This is a genomic window from Sphingomonas sp. MM-1 (assembly GCF_000347675.2).
In the GTDB taxonomy this organism is placed as follows: domain Bacteria; phylum Pseudomonadota; class Alphaproteobacteria; order Sphingomonadales; family Sphingomonadaceae; genus Sphingomonas_E; species Sphingomonas_E fennica.
Genome location: NC_020561.1, coordinates 2586764 through 2604825 on the forward strand (window position 1 = coordinate 2586764; position 18062 = coordinate 2604825).

General features: G+C 64.1%; 19 protein-coding genes and 1 pseudogene. 17 read left to right on the forward strand and 3 right to left on the reverse strand.

Annotated features, from left to right (window positions below; all coding sequences use genetic code 11):
- Position 1 precedes the first annotated feature (1 nt).
- The 14 genes from G432_RS12400 to G432_RS23295 all read left to right on the forward strand — a co-directional run bounded on the left by G432_RS12400 (position 2) and on the right by G432_RS23295 (position 12523).
- On the forward strand, positions 2–781 hold the full coding sequence (locus G432_RS12400) for a hypothetical protein (protein WP_015459172.1): 780 nt from the start codon (positions 2–4) through the stop codon (positions 779–781).
- Entirely contained in the window at positions 778–1434 is a 657-nt protein-coding gene (locus tag G432_RS12405; protein WP_041864904.1) for a hypothetical protein, read from the forward strand. The genes G432_RS12400 and G432_RS12405 overlap by 4 nt, the downstream gene beginning before the upstream one ends.
- A gap of 130 nt (positions 1435–1564) precedes the next feature.
- Positions 1565–1939, forward strand: coding sequence for a hypothetical protein (locus G432_RS12410; RefSeq protein ID WP_015459174.1), 375 nt, complete (start codon positions 1565–1567; stop codon positions 1937–1939).
- 13 nt (positions 1940–1952) lie between these two features.
- Positions 1953–2900, forward strand: coding sequence for an MvdC/MvdD family ATP grasp protein (locus G432_RS12415; protein ID WP_015459175.1), 948 nt, complete (start codon positions 1953–1955; stop codon positions 2898–2900).
- The gene (locus tag G432_RS12420) at positions 2897–3754 is read left to right on the forward strand and encodes a hypothetical protein (RefSeq protein ID WP_015459176.1); all 858 of its coding nucleotides are present in this window, start codon (positions 2897–2899) and stop codon (positions 3752–3754) included. The genes G432_RS12415 and G432_RS12420 overlap by 4 nt, the downstream gene beginning before the upstream one ends.
- A gap of 491 nt (positions 3755–4245) precedes the next feature.
- A complete protein-coding gene (locus tag G432_RS12430) occupies positions 4246–5433 on the forward strand; it encodes an integrase arm-type DNA-binding domain-containing protein (RefSeq protein ID WP_015459177.1) in 1188 nt (395 codons plus the stop codon).
- A gap of 259 nt (positions 5434–5692) precedes the next feature.
- A complete protein-coding gene (locus G432_RS12435; protein WP_015459178.1) occupies positions 5693–5974 on the forward strand; it encodes a helix-turn-helix transcriptional regulator in 282 nt (93 codons plus the stop codon).
- A complete protein-coding gene (locus tag G432_RS12440) occupies positions 5961–6347 on the forward strand; it encodes a hypothetical protein (RefSeq protein WP_041864905.1) in 387 nt (128 codons plus the stop codon). Before G432_RS12435 ends, G432_RS12440 begins: the two co-directional genes overlap by 14 nt.
- Positions 6340–8739: a bifunctional DNA primase/polymerase gene (locus G432_RS12445; protein ID WP_015459180.1), complete on the forward strand. Its 2400-nt coding sequence runs from the start codon at positions 6340–6342 to the stop codon at positions 8737–8739. Before G432_RS12440 ends, G432_RS12445 begins: the two co-directional genes overlap by 8 nt.
- 386 nt (positions 8740–9125) lie before the next feature.
- Positions 9126–9596, forward strand: coding sequence for a hypothetical protein (locus tag G432_RS12450; protein WP_236626769.1), 471 nt, complete (start codon positions 9126–9128; stop codon positions 9594–9596).
- Between the two features lie 18 nt (positions 9597–9614).
- Positions 9615–10970 (forward strand): phage terminase large subunit, encoded by a 1356-nt coding sequence (locus G432_RS12455; RefSeq protein WP_015459182.1) that lies wholly within the window; start codon positions 9615–9617, stop codon positions 10968–10970.
- A 15-nt stretch (positions 10971–10985) separates the two neighbouring features.
- The gene (locus tag G432_RS12460) at positions 10986–11813 is read left to right on the forward strand and encodes a hypothetical protein (protein ID WP_051128732.1); all 828 of its coding nucleotides are present in this window, start codon (positions 10986–10988) and stop codon (positions 11811–11813) included.
- The gene (locus G432_RS12465) at positions 11810–12010 is read left to right on the forward strand and encodes a hypothetical protein (RefSeq protein WP_015459184.1); all 201 of its coding nucleotides are present in this window, start codon (positions 11810–11812) and stop codon (positions 12008–12010) included. Before G432_RS12460 ends, G432_RS12465 begins: the two co-directional genes overlap by 4 nt.
- 270 nt (positions 12011–12280) lie before the next feature.
- On the forward strand, positions 12281–12523 hold the full coding sequence (locus G432_RS23295; protein WP_015459185.1) for a hypothetical protein: 243 nt from the start codon (positions 12281–12283) through the stop codon (positions 12521–12523).
- Between the two features lie 138 nt (positions 12524–12661).
- On the opposite strand, the pseudogene G432_RS22575 reads toward G432_RS23295, so the two are convergent.
- Positions 12662–13422, reverse strand: a pseudogene (locus G432_RS22575) (IS5 family transposase).
- 266 nt (positions 13423–13688) lie between these two features.
- Here G432_RS22575 and G432_RS12490 point away from each other — a divergent pair.
- The 3 genes from G432_RS12490 (at position 13689) to G432_RS12500 (ending at position 17069) form a co-directional block, all read left to right on the forward strand.
- Entirely contained in the window at positions 13689–13916 is a 228-nt protein-coding gene (locus G432_RS12490) for a hypothetical protein (protein ID WP_015459186.1), read from the forward strand.
- Positions 13917–14492: 576 nt separating this feature from the next.
- On the forward strand, positions 14493–15542 hold the full coding sequence (locus G432_RS12495; RefSeq protein ID WP_144062041.1) for a reverse transcriptase domain-containing protein: 1050 nt from the start codon (positions 14493–14495) through the stop codon (positions 15540–15542).
- Between the two features lie 252 nt (positions 15543–15794).
- The gene (locus G432_RS12500; RefSeq protein ID WP_015459188.1) at positions 15795–17069 is read left to right on the forward strand and encodes a tyrosine-type recombinase/integrase; all 1275 of its coding nucleotides are present in this window, start codon (positions 15795–15797) and stop codon (positions 17067–17069) included.
- Here G432_RS12500 and G432_RS23740 read toward each other — a convergent pair.
- Complete coding sequence (locus G432_RS23740; protein ID WP_172595472.1) at positions 17057–17212, reverse strand: DUF5818 domain-containing protein; 156 nt, start codon at positions 17210–17212, stop codon at positions 17057–17059. The two genes, G432_RS12500 and G432_RS23740, sit on opposite strands and share 13 nt — an antisense overlap.
- Positions 17213–17278: 66 nt before the next feature.
- Entirely contained in the window at positions 17279–17938 is a 660-nt protein-coding gene (locus G432_RS22580) for a lytic transglycosylase domain-containing protein (RefSeq protein WP_015459189.1), read from the reverse strand.
- Positions 17939–18062: the final 124 nt, after the last annotated feature.

Consider the following 18062-nt stretch of genomic DNA (forward strand, 5'->3'; position numbering starts at 1 on the left):
CATGGATCCGAGCGACTGGCATTTCGGCGACCTTCCCTGGGGGTGGTGGCTCCGCGCCCGTGACGGCGTGCTGGAGGATCAGGACGGGCGGACATGGTGCACGGTTCGCGACGCCTTCTGGCACGGTGAACTCGCGATGCCTTCGAGCAACGTCGTCCGCGAGCAGGTCGAGCTGCTGCAGCGGGTTCTCACGGCGATCCATGGGCGCTGGCTCGGCGGGGCCGAGCGCCAGCAGGACCTGTTCGACGGGAGCATGGTGTTCTGGCGCTTCTATCCGTGCTGGCTCGCCTCGATCGGACTTATCGAGCCTCGTGCCCGGGGCACGGTCCTGGAGGCACCGCTCACGCCGAAGGGCAGATCGGTGATGCTGATGCTGCAGGCCACGCGCGATCCCGCGTGGGAGGCGCTGCCGATGTCGGAGGTGCTTGAGGCGGTCAGCGCCGCCGAGCGCGGGACCGCCGACGAGGCTCGCGAGCAGGCATTGCGGGACTTCGAGCGGAGCCTCGGCAGACGTCGTCATCTCTTCGCGCGCGAACAAGTCGGCCGATCGCATCTGGTCACCCTCACCGGCGTTGCCATTGATGCAAGGATGCCGACGCTGCGCGTCATGTGGTCGCAGGCGTTTGCGACGGAGCGGGCGCGCGACGATCTCTTCGCCTGGCTGGCCACCAGGGTGGACCGCTGGGACGACTGGGGGTTGCTTGCCTACCGGAAGGGTGCGGACGCTCTGACGAGGCACCTCTTCTCGCTCGTTCTCCTCGACGGATCCACCTCGTCATGATGGCGCGCGAACCAGCTGGTGATCGAACGCGCACGGCGTCGGTCGGGCCTGATCGCATCCACGAGCTGGCGAGGCGTCGGGCGTGCGACGAGGCGCTCGTGATCGATAGGCTTGTGGAAACACTGCGGCTTGCCTCGTTTCGCTCGTTCCTCGCCTCGACCGTGGTGTCCATGTCCGCCATCGTCCCCTCCGTATTGGACATGGTCGGATCGGACGTGCCTTCGGCCCTCCAGCGGATACGGCCGGGGCACCTGTGGCCGCGGAGCACGAGCCGCGCCGGTCGTTCTCCCGCTTCCTCCGCCTTGGGCAGGAAGGACTTGGTCTGGCCGATGCGGATCGGTGATGCGGTCATGGCGGATGGCATCCTCGCGTGGGTGGAGGCTGCGATCCTCGGATCCTCGCTCGACATCGTCCTGCGCGCCGGGGGGGTCGAGCTGGCGACCTACGCGGGGGTGGCGCGCCTCCAGGTCGACGACCGCCTACCGGACACGGTGCTCAGCGCATGCGAGGGGCGCCCGCTGGACCAGATCGTCGACCACCCGCTGCTCCGCGGACGTGGATACGTCGTGGATGGGGCCTATCAGGCTCGGGACGCGTCCGTGCTGACGTTCGACGTCGGTCGGCGGAGCCTGGAGATGCCGTGGCGCCCGTGACCTGCTGTTCCTGTAACCTCCACGTCCATTGCTGATCTTGCTCCACCGTCGAATTGACTTGCGGCTCACATGGGTTCGTGCTCAACTTTCCCTGTATGTTCTCATCAATCCCCAGCGCCGGATGTAGTTCATGACCCTACAGTCCTCCCGCGTCGCAGCAGACCCCTTCTTGCTCCGATTCGCCACGCCGCGGTCCGCCGACGCGGAGATGCCGGGACGCTATTCGCCCGATCTGGGTGTCTGGGTGATCGATCGTGACGGTGGAGAGGTTCCGATCATCGAGGTGGCCGGCGGCTCGCTGGTCGCGACCCAGAGCAAGACCATGACCCATGTGGAGGTCGACGACGACGACCCGGCCCGGTTCGGGTCGATGGAGACGGGCACCTCCACCAGGGTGCGTCAGGAAGCCGACGACGAGGATGCTTCGCTCTGCCTCCCCGAGCTGACGACCAAGACCGACGTCCAGCAGGAGCGGGACGACGAGACGGTGACGGCCTACTGGTGAGGATCGTCCCGGCTTGATCCTGATCGTCACCAACAAGCGAGACGTGACGACTGACTTCGTCGTCATGGAGATGCGCCGGCGGGGTCTTCCGTTCGTTCGGCTCAATACGGAGGATCTGCCGCAGCACCAGGTCGCGATGATCGATGGCGATCCGTCCGAGCTGACGCTCACGGGCGCCTGCGGTTCACTTCGTCTCTCCGATGTTACGGGCGCCTACTATCGTCGACCAGGCAGCTTCGAGGTCGCCGGCTCCGCTCCCGTCTCTGAATACGTGGTGGCCGAATGGTCCGCTGTGCTGCGCAGCCTCTGGAACGCGCTTGAGGGCCGCTGGCTGAACTCGCCCTTCTCGATCCTGCGAGCCGAGGACAAGCCGCGACAGCTCGCGGCCGCGCGTCGCGTCGGCCTGCGTATCCCTGGCACGCTGGTGACCAATGACTTTGCTCTGGCGCGCGATTTTCTGTCGGGCGGGCCCATGGTGGCGAAGCCACTCCGCCATGCGCTCATCGACGACGGTGAGGTTGGCAGCGTGATCTTCACCAATCGGGTTGAACGCCTCCACGACGCCGACGCCGAAGGGTTCGGACGAGCGCCCATGATCCTGCAGCGGGAGATCGTGAAACGCGCGGACGTCCGCGTCGTGGTGGTGGGCGGAGCGGTGTTCGCCACCCGGATACTCTCCCAGGCGTATGACGAGACGCAGGTGGACTGGCGGCGGGGCGTGCGTCAGGACCTCGACCACGAGCCCCTCGGACTGCCGCCCGACATAGTTTCAGGCTGCCTCGCCGTGACCCGAGATCTCGGTCTGCGCTTCGCCGCGATCGACCTCGTCGAGGACGGGCAGGGCGCCTTCTGGTTCTTGGAGGCCAATCCGAACGGTCAGTGGGCCTGGATCGAGCAGAAGACGGGCGCGCGGATCACGTCCGCGATTGTCGATGTCCTCGCGTCCAAGGCGCGGGTATGAACTGGCGTCGCCTCGTCGATCTCGTGTTTCCCTACATCGAGCCTCTTACGACCGCCGAGAAGATCGCGGAGGAGCAGCGGCTTCGACGGGACATCGCGGCCATCGAGGCCGCGGACTTCACCCGAAGCGACGAGCGGGCACTCGACGAGGCACAGAAGGTCTCCGCCACTGAAATCGAGCGCGTCCGCACCGCAGAAGGTAAGGCCACAACCTATCTGGCGGTGCTGGCAGCACTCGTACCGGTGATCATCACATTGCAGGCAGCCAACTGGGAGAAGAAGGCTGGTCCCGCGCCGGACGCTGCCCGCCTGTTCGTTCTGGCGGTGGCAACCGTCTATGTGGCGGCGGCCGGCTTTCACGCCTTCAAGACGCTCCAGGTTCAGGGCTTCCAGCGCGTCGGGGAGGCCGAGATCGCAGCGGCGTGGCAGTCCCAGAAGCCGCTGCGCAGGCTCACGCGCGGCACGCTGCTGGCAACGCGCCGGTCGAGGGATGCGGTCAACGCGAAGATCACCCGGATTCGGGTGACGCACGAGCATCTGCTTCGCGCATTCGGTACGTTCGTCCTGCTGCTGCTCCTCGATCCGCTGTTCTACGCCATGGGCTTCCGAAACGCGGCACCGGATGCACCAGCCGCCAAGAACGTCGTGGTGGAGCACCGACGGGTAGCGGCGCCGCCATCGACAGCGCCACCTCCTCCGTCGCAGCGGCAGTCACCAGCTGGATCCTTGGAGCGAACATCTGCTCGGCCGCAATCGGTCGGGGCCTCGCCGACTGTTGCGCGAAAGGTCGAATCTGCGGCGGATCAGGCGCAGGATTGTCCTGCTGGAGCCAAGGAGTGCTCGGGGCCGAGATAGTTCCGGCGGCGGCCTCACGACTGTCCTGGCTTTACCAAGAGGAGCATGGCGCGGGCTTACAAGACAGCATGTTGCTTGCCGGTGGCTGGCTGCCCGCAGCGCCCTGGCTGAGGCGGACGGCGCAGATCTACCCACGGTGCTTCTCGGCGAGCGAGATGATCGTTAACGGGCGATCTCTTTCAGCTCGTCAGACATCCCAGAACCGACGCAAAACCGGGCAATGACACCATAGGTTGTGCGAATGACAATGACAGGTTGTGCCAGCGTCTAAGTCATTGAAAAAGTGGTGGACGCACTAGGGCTCGAACCTAGGACCCGCTGATTAAGAGTCATTCATAGGCGCTCCACGCCATACCCCGCATCACCACGAAACCGATTGTCTTACAAGCATTTATTGGGCACTACGAGGCGTGGCCGGGGTTGGCCACGCTGACCCCGGCACCGTCTTAACCGTCTTAATTCCCGTCTTCGGACGGGTGGGAGCCGAGCCGATGTCTGACCTGATTGAGCTGACCGACAAATATCTGAAGGCCCTGCCGCCCCCGACCGGCGGCCAGACCGTGGTGCGCGATACGCTGCCCGGCTTCTTCGTCGTCGTGGGCAAGCGCACCAAGACCTTCACCGTGCAGTGCGACGTGAAGGATGACCTCGGGCGGCGGCGCACCAAGAAGGTCGCGCTGGGGCAGGTGGGCGACCTGACCGTTGCCCAGGCCCGCGCGAAGGCAAAGGCGACGCTGGGCGCGCTACAGGTTGCCGGCAAGTTCGAGGAGCGCCGGAAGGAATGGACGTTGGGCGAGGCATGGGACCACATGCGCGACTTCGACCTTCCGGCGAAGGGATCACGCCCCCGGACGGTTGACGGCTATGAAAAGACGATCCGCCGCCTCATGGGCGACTGGCTCAAGGTGCCGCTCCGTAAGTTCGCGGAGAAGCCGCATCTGGTGACGGAGCGCCACCGCACCATCACCCGCGACAACGGCCCCTATGCCGCTAACCACTTCGGGCGAGCGTTCCGGCGGCTATATAACTACGCGCAGGCGAAGCTCGACCGCACGTTGCCGGTCACGGCATGGTCGAAGGTCATCACCTTCAACCGCGAATATCGCCGCAACACGGGCATGGGTGATGGGGATCTTGGGCATTGGTTCACCCAGCTTGCGGACATCCCGAACGGGGTGCGCCGGGAATTTCACCTGTTCACGCTGCTGTCCGGGTCGCGCCCCGATGCGCTGAGCAGGGCGGAATGGCGGCATCTGGACGTGAAGCGGCGGGCACTGCACATCCCGGCTCCGAAGGGCGGGGAGGATCGCGCCTTCGACATCCCGCTGTCCCGGCCCATGCTGGCGTCGCTGGCGCGTGCCCGGCGGATCGGCAGCAAGCTGGCCCCGCGCCAGTCTGAGACGTTCATCTTCCCGGCCGCAAAGAGCAAGGCTGGCCATATCGTGGAATGGAAGGAAGATCGCGATGTGCTGGGCAAGTGGGGCGTGGACCTGCGCCAGTCCTATACTATTGCCGCCGAAACGCTGGACGTTTCGGAGCGCACTTTGAAGCGCCTGCTGAACCATGCGACGCAGGACGTGACGATGGGCTATGGTGATCGCGACCGCATGTGGCCCCGGCTGCTGGAAGAACAGGCGCGCATTTCGGCGCACCTGATGGCCTACGCCAAGCGCAGTTAGTCAGTTTTTACGCTGCACTACGTTTGGCCCCGTTAAAATGCTTGCCGCGCGCGACGTGGCGAACCATATTGTCATCGTCTGGTTGAGGTAGCGCGCAAGCGCAGGCCCATCGGGGGAACGACCCCCGGCCATGACCGGCGGGCACCACTACGCCCCCAGCCGCTCTGGAGGCCCTTCGCGGGCCGCGTGGACTTAGCGGGCCGACGGAACCAACTCAGCGGATGGCCGGAGCGCCAACGCTGATCCGTCGGAGCTTCTCATGACCGCTGCACTTGATGATTCATGGGGCCAGCTTGCCGAGCGGGTCGCGGGCATCGTGACACGCCATCTTGCTGACCTGCCGCCCCGCCGCGTGTCGCCGTGGTTCACCCCGGACGACGCCGCCGACTATCTCCGCCTGACCCGGCGGGGCCTCGAAGATATGCGCGCAAAGGGCACCGGCCCGCGCTTCCACAAGGTCAATGATCGCGTCGTGCGCTACCATGTGCGCGACCTTGACGCTTGGCTTCTGGGCGAGGGAGGCAAGCGTGGGCGTAGCTGAATACGAAATGCCCGCCCCGTGCAAGGGGGCGGGCGAGGGCGCTACTTACCGAGCCGCAGCCCCTTCATTTAGCGACCATCCTTGGCTCTGGGAAATCAGCAACGGGGACTACGAGACGCTATACTATGCGGCGCGGGAGGCCGTCCGTTTCGCGGAAGCCCTGTTCGATCTCGACCGCGAGTATGAGGATGGTCGGGACTTGGTCGGCCGCATTCAGGCCCGATGGGACGCTACCCCGGAAATGTTGCGCGCCTGCCTGCCGCCGATGATGAATGTGGCGGTGCGGCGCGAAGCTGAGCGGTTGCTGCTTTGGGAAAGCCAGATTGCCGAAGCACGGTTCCAGGCCGTGAAGGGGATGGTGGCCCATGGCTGACGCCTTGCCCAGCACCGACACGGTCGGGGCCGCGATGAACTATATCGGCACGGGGATGCGGCTGGTCGTATTGCGGCCGGACAGCAAGAAGCCGGTAAGCGAAAAGGGGTGGCAGAACGCTGAGCCAAAGGGCCGTGATTTTGAGGACGGCAAGAATATCGGTGTGCAGCTTGGCGCAAAGTCGGGCCATCTTGTTGACATTGATTTTGACTGTGCGGAAGCGCGCGCACTGTCCGGGCTGGGCTGCTTCTTCGCAGATCTGCCGGCATTCCGCCGGGCCAGCCTGTCGGCGGACGCCCCCGGCCATAGAATTGTGGTATGTGCGGATGCGCCCGATGCGGTGATGCAGTTCGCCTTCACCAAGAATCCCGAACAGGAAGCCATCGCGGACCTTGGGCTTACCAAGTCCGTGATTTTGGAATTGCGAGCGGGCAAGGGCTATACTGTGTTCCCGCCCTCGGTGATTGAGGGCGACCGGCTGGTCTGGAACCCACGGGTCAGCGCGGACGTGCCGACTATGGCATGGGAGGAATTGCGCCTTAAGGCGGGCATCCTTGCTTTCGCCGCGTTCGCCGCCGCCTGTTATCCCCCGGAAGGCGGGCGCGACAATTTCTGCCTCTCTCTGGCGGGCGCTCTTATTCATGCGGGCGTTGCCGCCGAAACGGCTGAGGATATTATCGCCGCCATTGTCGCGCTTAAGGGTGACAACCCGCGCGACCGGCGCGGCAAGGCCATCGCCACGGCTGAGAAGCGCGATGCCGGGGAGCCGGTAACGGGCCTGCCCGCATTTCTCGAAAATATCGGGATGCGGGCGTGTGAGAAGCGGCTGAGGGATTGGCTGGGGATGGCCGCCGCAGAGGCCGGGGAGCCGCTGCCCCCGGACGCCATCCTTATCGGCAGGCCCGATACCCATGCGGTCCTCGCGGAAATTGAGGAAATGCTGATCGCCAAGAGCGGGCGCGTATATCGGCGCGGCTCTGATCTTGTGCGCGTCAGCACCTTGGAAGAGCCGGTGCGCGACGGTGACGAGATTGTTCGCCACGCGGGGTTGGTAGAATTGCGTTCGGCCTCTCCGGCATGGCTCGCCATTGAGGCCAGCCGCGTAGGCAATTTCGCGCAGCGAAGCGGCAACAAGATCGTGCCCGTCGCGCCTCCGGCTGGCCTCATGGCCATGCTGGGGGCCGTTGCCGACGAAAGCCGCTTCCCGCCATTGCGGGGCCTCTCCATGACGCCGACGCTGCGCTGTGAGCAGCCGGGCTACGACCCGGAAAGCAGGTTGTTCCTCGCCTTCCCGCCGGGCATGTTCCCGCCCGGCAATATGACGCCGACGCAGGCAGAGGCGGAGGCCGCGCTGGTGCGGCTGGCGCATCCTCTCCGGGGCTTCCCCTTCGTCGCCGATGCCGACCGCTCAGTGGCGCTGTCCGGCATGATCGCTGCCGTAATCCGGGGGGAGATGCGGACCTGCCCTCTGCACCTCATTGACGCGCCCGCGCGCGGCACCGGCAAGACCAAGCTCGCTGAGATTATCGGCATCATGGGTACGGGCGTTCCGCCATCAGGCGTCACGCATAGCGATGACGGCGACGAGAACGAGAAGCGGCTGGTCGCCATTCTGCGGACGGGCGACCCGGTTATCCTGATTGACAATGTCTCGTCTGATTTAGAAGGCGACTTCCTGTGCGCCATGCTCACCAGCGAGACGGTGCAGGCGCGCATTCTCGGCCAGAGCGAACGGGTGCGGCTTTCTACGCGCGTGCTCACGCTGGCGACCGGCAACAACATCCGTATGCGCGGCGATATGGCGCGGCGGGCAGTTAGGTGCCGCCTGGACGCCCACATGGCCAATCCCGATGAGCGGAGCTTTGACTTTGACGCGGTCGCGGACGTGCGCGAGGCTCGCCCGGCGCTGGTTACCGATGCGCTCACGGTCGTCCGCGCATTTGTCGCGGCGGGGAAGCCTGCCACCGTGCCGCCCTTCGGCAGCTTTGAGGATTGGGACTTGGTGCGCGGCGCGCTGGTTTGGCTGGGCCACGCGGACCCGGCTGAGACGCGGGCAGCGGTAAAGGAAGATGACGCTGACGTAGAGGAGAAGGTTGAGCTTCTGCGGCTGCTTCACGAACATGTCGGCATTGGCGCGCGATTTACGATGGCGGAATTGGGATCGGCGTCTCGCCGCGAGGCACTGCGGACGGCGCTGGCTCGGATGCTTGATCGCGGCGTGTGGGATAGCAGGCGCGCGGGCAGGCTGCTGCGGCGGCACAAGGACGTGCCGTTTCTGGGGGTTACGCTCCGCGCCCGCCCGAACACGGCAAATGTGCAGGAATGGTGGCTGGCCGGGGAGCCGGAGGAAGCGTTGCTCGATTATCGGGGGGAGCCGGCATGTCCCTTCTAGCGCATCGTCCTGACACTATCCCGGGTTTTCCGGGTTTTCCGGGAACCGCACTAGCCCCAAGGAGCTTCGGCTTGTTTTCTGTTGTTGTTAACAACAACAAGAATAGCCGTAGTAGGAGTAGGGGTGGGCAGCATTCCCGGAAAACCCGGAAAACCCGGCGTCGCCCCCCGGTTTCCTCGCCCATCCCGCCTTCGTGTCAGCTAAAAAAGGGACCGCGACGGTCCTTTTCGGGCGCTCCCCCGGCCGTTTCCCCGGACCCGCTGACCAGCAATCAGCAGGTATCGCCACGCAAACCACTGGTTTTGCAGAAATCATCGAGCAGAAACCTCAGATTAGGACGGTAAAAAGGACGGCTCAGCACATGGAAATGCGCTATGGAACATAACATGAACATTGAAGCCAGCCCCCCGGCCACCGCCACCCTGCCGACGACGCGCGACGACCGCTACGGCACGGTGACGATCAACGCCCCCGGCCTCGCCATCATCAGCGACATGGCGAGGAACGGCTACCCTACCACCAGCATCGCCTCTGCCCTGGGCATGTCGCCGCGCATCCTGCGCGAATGCCGGAAGCGCCAGCCCGAAGTCGAGGAGGCATGGGCGACGGGCCTCGCGGGCCTCGAACAGGAGCTTGTGCATAGCCTGCTGGTTGCGGCCCGGAAGGGCGCGATTGCCGCCGCCATGTTCCTGCTCAAGACCCGCCACGGCTACCGGGAGACGGGCCAGACCGACGCCAGCCCCAAGGTCGCGGTGCAGATCAACCTGCCCGCCGCGATGGAGGCCAAGGCTTACGCGGCGATGGTCGAGGCGGAGGCCCGAATGGTGGGCGACGGGGGCAGCGATGGCGACGCCTAAGCTCACCACCCCGACGCCGTGGCAGGAACGGGTGCTGGCGGTGCCGAAGACCTGAACCTCGCCCTGCTGGGCGGGCGCGGCTCCGGCAAGACGACCGCGCTGGCGCTGCTCGTCCTGCGCCACTGCGTCCAGTACGAGGACAAGGCCCGCGTCCTGATCCTCCGGGCCACCTACAAGTCGCTGGCGAACCTGTGGGACGAGCTCGAAGCCCTGTTCCGCGACGCCTTCCCCGGCGGCATCACCAGCAACCGCGCCGATTTCGTGATCCGCTGCCCGAACGGCGCGGTCGTCACGCTGGGCAACCTGTCGTCGCAGAAGGACGTGGTGAAGTGGCAGGGGCAGGAAGCCAATCTGCTGGCCGTCGATGAGATCACCAACTTCACGACCCTGCGCCACATCAACATGCTGCGCGCCAACCTGCGCGGCCCGGCGGGCATCCCCACCCGCATGATCGTGCTGGGCAACCCCGGCGGGCCGCTGCACGCCACCATCGCCCGGATGCACGTGCATGGTCGGGTGCCGTGGAAGCCCTACGAGCTTCCCGATGGCTCCCGCTGGGTATATGCCCCCTCCACCTACATCGACAATCCGACCATCGACACGGAGCGTTACGCCCGGTCGATCATCGCGTCGGCAGGCGGCGACCGCGCGCTGGCGTCGGCGTGGTTGGAGAACAACTGGAACGACCTTGCCGGGGCGTTCTTCGCGGACGTGTTCGGCGACCATCTCATCATTCCCGACGATCCCGGTTTCCGGGTGCCGAAGGGCAAGGGCCACGGCTGGTATAGCTGCGTCGCGCTCGATTGGGGCTGGTCCGCGCCGACCGCCGCCGTGCTGGCCGTCCATGCCCGGCGTCCGGGTCTTATTGGACCCGGAGGGCGGGTATTCCCGCAGGGATCGTGGATCATCGTGGACGAAGTGCATAGCGCCCGCTCCGACGACCCCTCGCTGGGCAAGAGCTGGCCGCCGCAGATGGTGGCGGAGGAAGTGCTGGCGGCTTGCGAGCGGTGGGGCATCCGCCCGCATGGCGTGGGCGACGACGCGCGGGGATTGCAGAACGACACGCTGCTCGAACAGCTTGGACGGCACGGCCTGCACCTGACCAAGCCCACCAAGGATCGCATTTCCGGCTGGGTGAAGGTGAAGTCCCTCATGGCCGCCGCCCGCGACGGCGACCCGGACACGCCCGGCCTGTGGATGTCCGAGCGGTGCCGCTTCGGGCTGGAAACCCTGCCGCTGCTGCCCCGCGACGATGTGCGGATGGAGGACGTGGACACGTCGGCCAACGACCACTTCGCCGATGCCGTCCGCTACCTCGTCAACTCCGCCCCCCGGATTGTCACGTCTGGCCGCGTCATCGGCCATTACTATTGAGAAGGAGACTACCCCATGCCGACCCCTCTGGACGAAAGCACCCCTGTTCGCGGTGACGTGCCGCTGTCGATGCACCCCGACGCCCTGCTGAACGTCAGCGACACCCTCAACCGTCCCGACACCCTGGGCATTCCCGCCCTGTCCGCCGCGCGTGAGGCCCTGCGGCTCTGCTACGACTGCTATGGGCGGCTGAATGACGCGGAGCGGGACTTGCAGGCCGTTGCGGAGCCTGCCTTGCGCCGCCAGTATCCCGCCGACCGGGGCGGGCACACGGAAGTCAGCGGCAACGTCCGCATGGTCAACGGCAAGCCGACCCGCATCGTGGACGCGGAAGAGTTCGTCACCGCCGCTGAACAGGCGCTGGCCCGCGTCTCCCCGGCGGTTGACCGTCGCATGGCGGAGTTGAAGGGCTACCGCGACACGCTGGCGCAGCGGGTAGCGACCGCGCTGGACGTGCCCGCCCGCAAGTCGCCGGAAGGGCTGGCACTGGCCTCCGAAGTCCGGGCGCACATCAAGGCGATGAAGCAGCCCGCCGCGCGGGGCAAGTTCGTGCTGGACGCGGTGGAGGCGGGCGACTTGCCCACCGTCGCCGCCGTGCTGCACGCCCCGGCCTTCCTCTCCGGGCTTGATGTGGGCACCCATGCCCTTGTCCGCTCGCGGGCGGCGGCGCGCTTCGCGCCGGTGGATAGTGCCCAGCTTGACGCCGCCGAAGTCGCCATCGCTCAGGTCGCGGCGGCGGGCAGTGCGACCACCCGGCGCTTCGGTGCCGTGCTGGCGCTGCGGACCACCCCCGCCGTGAAGGCCGCGAAGTCGGTGAAGGCGCTGGCCGGGGCGGGCGCGTGACGCTCTCCGTCGCCGCCGCCAATCGCATTGCCCGCGCCGCTGCCGCACGTCGCCAGCGCGACGAAGCCCGCCGCCTCGCGGCGCTGGCCGTGCGCGGGGCCTACGACCCGCCCCGCTGGGTGCTGGACCGGCTCACGTCCGGCGACAGGATGGAATACGAGGCCGCGCGCGACGAGGCGCGGAAGGGCAACGTGTGACCAAGCCCAAGCCATACAAACTCGGCCCCAAGCATCCGGGCCGGAGCCGGTTAGCCGGGGGTCATTCGCCAGATACTCAGGTTCGGCCCTGTATCACCTGCGGCAAGCCCTTCCCCAGCGAAGGGCCGCACAACCGCATGTGCCACGATTGTCGCTACTACCGGGACACCAATCCCTACGAGCCATAATCTGCGGCCCCTCTCAAGAAGTGTGTTGCCGAAATAACACACCATTGGGCAACTGGAAGTCTCCAGAAAAGGAGACAACCCCATGCCCACCAATCCCCGCCCCGACCGGCTGCACAATCGCCCGCATGGTTGGGGCCGCATCCTCGTGCTGGACACCCCGGCCAATTATAGCCCCGACCAAGCTGACGCCCATGCCCGGCTGATGACTGCACTGCGCGCGGGCGATGCCCCCGACGAAGCGGACGTTCGCCTTCTCCGGGCCGATTGGGATGGGCACCTAGAGGGCCTCTCGCAGCGCGCGGAAGCGTGGCGGTGGGGAGCATGACAGTGGCCGCTGGGATAGCGGTGCGCGTCCTGACCTTCCTGTTGGTCGTCCTGTTGGTCGTCCTGTTCGCCTTAATGCTGGACATGCGCCACGACCGGACCGGTAGGGAGGATTGAGGAGAGGCGCTAGGTTGGGGACTCATTTGATCCACTCGGCGATGGTGGCGACCAGTGCGATGGCGGCGAGGTAATTGGTGGCATATCGGTCATATCGCGTGGCGATGCGGCGCCAGTTCTTGAGCCTGCAGAAGAGGCGCTCGATAACATTCCTGCGGCGATAGATGCGCCTGTTCAGCGGGTAGGGCGTGCGGCGTGAGGCAGTGGACGGAATCACGGCCTTGATGCGCCGCTCGGCGAGCCAGCGGCGCAGGCTGTTGGCGTCATAGGCTTTGTCGCCGATCAGGCGTCGGGCCGGAGCGGTGACGCTTAGCAGCGGCACCGCCATGCTGATGTCGGCGACATTGCCGGGTGTCAGGGCGATGGCAACCGGTCGGCCGCGATCATCGGCCAGGCAGTGGACCTTGCAGGTCCGCCCACCGCGCGAGCGGCCGATCGCTTCCTGCCACTCCCCCTTTTTGAGCCCGCTGCCGAGCGGTGCGCCTTCACATGCGTGCTGTCGATCGACAGTTCGTCCGGCACCGGCCCGGCACCAGCGATCTTCTCGAACAAGCGCTGCCAGATGCCGCGCGATGCCCACCGGTTGTAGCGATTGTAGATGGTGGTCGGCGGCCCATATGCAGCCGGAACATCGCGCCACCGGCAGCCTGTCTTGAGCACATGCAGGATGCCAGAGATCACCGTCCGATCGTCGACCCGAGGCTTGCCCGGGCGCCCATGCGGAAGATGTGGCTCGATCGCCGCCCACGCCTCATCCGACAACCAAAACAAATGCCGTGCCATCGCCGCTCCTGCTCGAACCTATCGCAGGCAGATATTTACCAGAAAGTATCAACAACTTGTATGGGTTCTCAACCTAGTGCTGCGGCTGGAACAGGAAGAACACGCCGACCGAGTGCGCCAGCGCCAGAAGCGCGCGAGGATGCGGCCTTGCTTGATATGCCGGATATACTGGCTCGCCTTTGCCGCCCTCTCGTTGTTTGCGGCCGAGCCGCTGGGGGGAGGGGCCTCCGTCGAGGCAGGCGAAGTGTGGCGGTGGGGAGGGTGAAATGAAGCAGGCACTGGTGACAACGGCTATGATGCTGCTGGGCGGCTGCTCCATGCGCCCGGACGGTCTGAACTGGCTCCCGCCCGAAGCCCACGGGTCGCAACCGGACTTGCCCGTTGCGGGCGGCGGGACGGCCGACCGGCTGCTGATCGTCCGTGATGGGCGGACGGTGGCGAGCGTGCCCACCGAGCCGGGGCGCGGGGGCGTGGTGTATTTGCCACCGAAGTAGGGAACAGCCGAAAGGCTCGGAAGCGCAAGCGTGAAAAATATTTGCTCACCCCTTGAAGAGCGAGCTTCTGTTCCTACTTTGTGCTCGTCCCCGGAATTGGCCGACGGATACGATCGTTGCAACGTGCAACCCGCCATATGATGGCCGCGATTACGGCTGTGCCGTAGCCGAGCCACCCGGCGAGTTCGATACTCGGGTCATTGAGCATAGCTCGGACCTCCTCGATCATACTATACCACTTAGCGTTTCAGACCCGCACCGAAGAGCGGCTCTACTCGGGGCCTAACAGGGGTGGATTGTGGTGTGCGTCCGGGGGCATCCAGTTAATTCTGGGGTTTCGGGTCAAGACTGGCCCCCGGACTCTGCTAATGCTACGACTGGCGTATGAAGACGCCTAGTTGGTTCCGCGTCCGCGGATACTCTCACTTTGACGTGCCAGTGAAAGTCGCTTTTGCGGAAGGCTTATGCCCGGAGCAGGTGATCCGGCACCCTTGGTCGCCTCTGATCCACTACATAAAGACTGAGAAGCGCTACAAGGCGAGGGAACGCAAGACTGTCCCCAAGGAGCGGCCCATCATGTTCGCATCCCATCGGGATGCCTGCATTCTCAGCAAATACTCAGCGGAGCTAGTTGCGCTGCTTGACCGATGGTATCGAGACAATTCGCTGGACGAGACTGTGATCGCCTATCGCTCACTCGGACTCTCCAACTATCACTTTGCCCGACGTGTTCAGGACTATGTGCGCTCCCAACCATCACTGACGGTCATGTGCTTCGACGTGACGGGTTTCTTTGACAATCTCGACCACGGCCGGTTGAAGGAGCGTCTCCGGTGGATATTGGGCGGCGGCGAGATTCCGGGGGACTGGTACGCCATCCTCAAGGCGATTACCTGCTATCATTACGTCAACCTGGACGACCTTAAGAAACACGATCACTTGGCCCAGCGCATCAAGGAGCGAGGGCACCATCCGCTTGCCACCATCGGGCAAATCAAGGCCCTTGGCGTGCCGATCAACAAGAACCCCAACAAGGTCGGCATCCCGCAGGGGACGCCCATCAGCGCCAGCTTCTCGAACCTGTACATGACCGCGCTGGACATGGAGCTTGCAGTGGAGGCGACGAAACGGGGCGCGCTATATCAACGCTACTCCGACGACATCCTGATCGCCTGTCATCCGACATCCGCAAATACCCTTGAGAAACTGGTCGAAGATAGGCTGCTCGCGTGGGGGCTTGCGCTACAGAAGGCGAAGACGGAGCGGGTGACGTTAGCGGGCGCCAGCACGTTGACCTTTCAATATTTAGGCTATCAGTTGGGGCACGTCGAAGCGAAACTACGGCTCAAGTCGCTATCGCGCCAGTGGCGGACGGTGAAGCGAGCACTCAAGAAAACGGAGCGTGTCGGCTCGAGCGCAGTAGCGGCTGGGAAGGCGAAGCAGATTTACACGCGCAAGCTCAACGTCCGCTTCACCGACGCGGGACCGCGCAATTTTCTGGCCTACGCGGATCGCTCAGCCGATACCCTGGAATCAGGATCGCTGCGTAAGCAGGTGAAGCGGCTGCGGCGGCACGTGCAGGGGGAGATTGCTCGGTTGAAGGGCAAGCCTCCGAAAAAACCTTGAGGCCCTGCAACCGTCTTAATTCCCGTCTTTCTAGGACGGTGGCCCCTCCGGGTCTGCACTAAGTCGTTGAAAAGATTGGTGGACGCACTAGGGCTCGAACCTAGGACCCGCTGATTAAGAGCCGAAATCAGAGGGTCCTTGCGCTTCCGCATGGGTCCAAAAGCGGCAGAACTCTGCGATTCATAGTCCGTATTGTTCTTGAAATGTTCGCCAGTATTCACTACAAAAAGCTACCTAAGGTAGCAGGGACATATGGCGAACAAAGTTGGTTTGACGGATGCTCGAATCGCAGGTTTGAAAGCGCCTGCAAGCGGGCAAATTGAGGTCGCTGATGGCATCGTGACCGGTCTGCGGCTCCGAATGGGAGCGAGCGGCACCAAAACTTATATCTTGCGTAAGCGCGTTCAAGGTAAATGGTTGAACGTGACTATCGGGCGGCATGGCCCGAATTTCACTCTTGCACACGCCCGTCGGAAGGCGCGGGACCTGCTCGTCGACGTTGAGCAAGGCAAAAGCATCGCCAGAAAGCCGGGAGCGAAGAGGAAGGGATCGAAGGGTGTCGGCACCGTCGCCGAGCTATACGAGACATATCTGGCTCAACAGATCGTCGGCAAAAAGCGGAGCGCGAATGAGTTCGACCGGGTTTTCCGCAAGTACATCGAACCTGAGCTAGGCGACCGCCTCGCCGATTCGATCACCCGAAGCGACGTCAGCCGCTTCGTAGAGAAGATCGCATTTGAGCGGGGCAAGGAAACCCTGACGATGGCTCGCATCGTTTATCGGCACCTTTCGACGTTTTACTCATGGGCGCTCACCAGACTTGAACATTTGCCAGCCAATCCGTGCCGGGACGCCTGGCGCCCAAAAAGGAGCGAGCCTCGCGACCGGGTGCTCAGCGATCGAGAGGTCGCTGCACTGTGGCAAGCCGCCGTCGAGGATGGCTATCCGTTTGGTCATCTTGTGCAGATGTTGATTCTCACAGCCCAGCGCCGGGGAGAGGTGCTCGACGCCACTTGCGACGAGTTCGACTTCAAGGGGAAAGTTTGGACTGTACCAGGAGATAGAGCGAAAAACGGCAAGGCAAATTTGGTGCCTTTATCCGCACAGGCCCTCGAGGTCGTCACCGACATCTTCGCGGCCGCCGGGGTCGCGCCTGAAGACGCTCACAAGCAATCCCAAATTCTATTGGCATCCAAGGTGACCAGCACAAACAGTGTCAGTGGGCTGTCAAAGGCCTGGAAGCGGATAAGGGCAAGCGTGGACGAGAAACTCGGCTATGAAGCCGCTCATTTTACCATGCATGACATTCGCCGGACGGTGGCGACCGGACTGCAGAGGATTGGAATACCGCTGGTCGTTTCAGAGGCCGTTCTCAATCATCAGTCCGGCTCGGCAATGGCTGGTGTCGCCGGGGTTTATCATCGGCATCAGTACACGAATGAAAAACGCGAAGCTCTCGCACTGTGGGGCAGGGAGGTCCTACTGATCGTCGCGAAATATCCGCCGCAGGATAGTCAGGAAGAATGACTCTCCACCCCGAGCCAGTCGGCGCGTATCCGATCCATGCCCGCGACAACGCCTTCAACGGTCACTGTATATCCAATGAAGTCCTCACGAACATCATCGCCTTCGATAATCCAGACATCGTCAGAAGTGGTAGTCAGGATCATTCCGCGTCTGCCACCGCTTAGCGTTCCTGACACTCGTATCCGACCCGCGCTCACAACGTCCCCCGTTCAAAAACGCCAATGGCGCAGCACTTCGCGCACATAGGCCGGCGTCTCGCCATTGCGAGGAATACCGCCTGCGCGCTCGACGGCTCCTGGACCTGCGTTGTAGGCAGCGAGGGCCAGATGAACCACCCCGAACTTGTCCAGCATCTGGCGTAGGTATCGGGCCGCACCCAAGATGTTCGCCTTGGGATCGAAGCGATTTGAAACGCCAAGGTCCCGCGCTGTCCCTGGCATCAATTGGCCCAAACCTGCGGCGCCAGCCTTGCTGACGGCCATGGGATTATATCGTGATTCCGTCCATACAAGAGCGTCGAGAAGGCCGCTTGGTAGCGAGTATTGAGCCTCAGCAGCGTAAACATGAGGAAGGTAGCTTGCCCGACGGAAGCCCGATGGCGCGCTGTCTTGGGGCTTTGGATATCGATAGGGCAGATAGGTTCGACCCGCATCGGTAGCCGGCGGCTCGGACGAGGCCGTTGGAGGCTTTCTCCAAATGCCATGTTCGACGAGACGAAAGCCATCGGTTCCTTCTGCAACGCGGAAGCCGTCGGTCGTCAACTCCGAGGCAACGGTCATCTGAGGGGGCTCCATCTCCTGCGCGTGAGCGGAGAGGACGGACCCAAATCCTGTCGTTGCCCCTGCAACTACTGCCCATTTCAGTTTCATTCCCGAATCCTTTGGTGGTCGAATCGGGAAAGAACATATATAGAACATCCGATGTAGGAAAATGAAACGTCAGCGACGCAGAGCGGAGGCTGCGCGGGTGGAGGCACGTTACGATGGAGATGCC

Excerpts from the sequence above, each read along its gene's own strand:
- G432_RS12400 (WP_015459172.1), top strand. The coding sequence starts at position 2 with ATGGATCCGAGCGACTGGCATTTCGGCGACCTTCCCTGGGGGTGGTGG.
- G432_RS12405 (WP_041864904.1), top strand. The coding sequence starts at position 778 with ATGATGGCGCGCGAACCAGCTGGTGATCGAACGCGCACGGCGTCGGTC.
- G432_RS12410 (WP_015459174.1), top strand. The coding sequence starts at position 1,565 with ATGACCCTACAGTCCTCCCGCGTCGCAGCAGACCCCTTCTTGCTCCGA.
- G432_RS12420 (WP_015459176.1), top strand. The coding sequence starts at position 2,897 with ATGAACTGGCGTCGCCTCGTCGATCTCGTGTTTCCCTACATCGAGCCT.
- G432_RS12430 (WP_015459177.1), top strand. The coding sequence starts at position 4,246 with ATGTCTGACCTGATTGAGCTGACCGACAAATATCTGAAGGCCCTGCCG.
- G432_RS12435 (WP_015459178.1), top strand. The coding sequence starts at position 5,693 with ATGACCGCTGCACTTGATGATTCATGGGGCCAGCTTGCCGAGCGGGTC.
- G432_RS12445 (WP_015459180.1), top strand. The coding sequence starts at position 6,340 with ATGGCTGACGCCTTGCCCAGCACCGACACGGTCGGGGCCGCGATGAAC.
- G432_RS12450 (WP_236626769.1), top strand. The coding sequence starts at position 9,126 with ATGAACATTGAAGCCAGCCCCCCGGCCACCGCCACCCTGCCGACGACG.
- G432_RS12460 (WP_051128732.1), top strand. The coding sequence starts at position 10,986 with ATGCCGACCCCTCTGGACGAAAGCACCCCTGTTCGCGGTGACGTGCCG.
- G432_RS23295 (WP_015459185.1), top strand. The coding sequence starts at position 12,281 with ATGCCCACCAATCCCCGCCCCGACCGGCTGCACAATCGCCCGCATGGT.
- G432_RS12490 (WP_015459186.1), top strand. The coding sequence starts at position 13,689 with ATGAAGCAGGCACTGGTGACAACGGCTATGATGCTGCTGGGCGGCTGC.
- G432_RS12495 (WP_144062041.1), top strand. The coding sequence starts at position 14,493 with ATGTTCGCATCCCATCGGGATGCCTGCATTCTCAGCAAATACTCAGCG.
- G432_RS12500 (WP_015459188.1), top strand. The coding sequence starts at position 15,795 with ATGGCGAACAAAGTTGGTTTGACGGATGCTCGAATCGCAGGTTTGAAA.
- G432_RS23740 (WP_172595472.1), bottom strand. The coding sequence starts at position 17,212 with ATGATCCTGACTACCACTTCTGACGATGTCTGGATTATCGAAGGCGAT.
- G432_RS22580 (WP_015459189.1), bottom strand. The coding sequence starts at position 17,938 with ATGAAACTGAAATGGGCAGTAGTTGCAGGGGCAACGACAGGATTTGGG.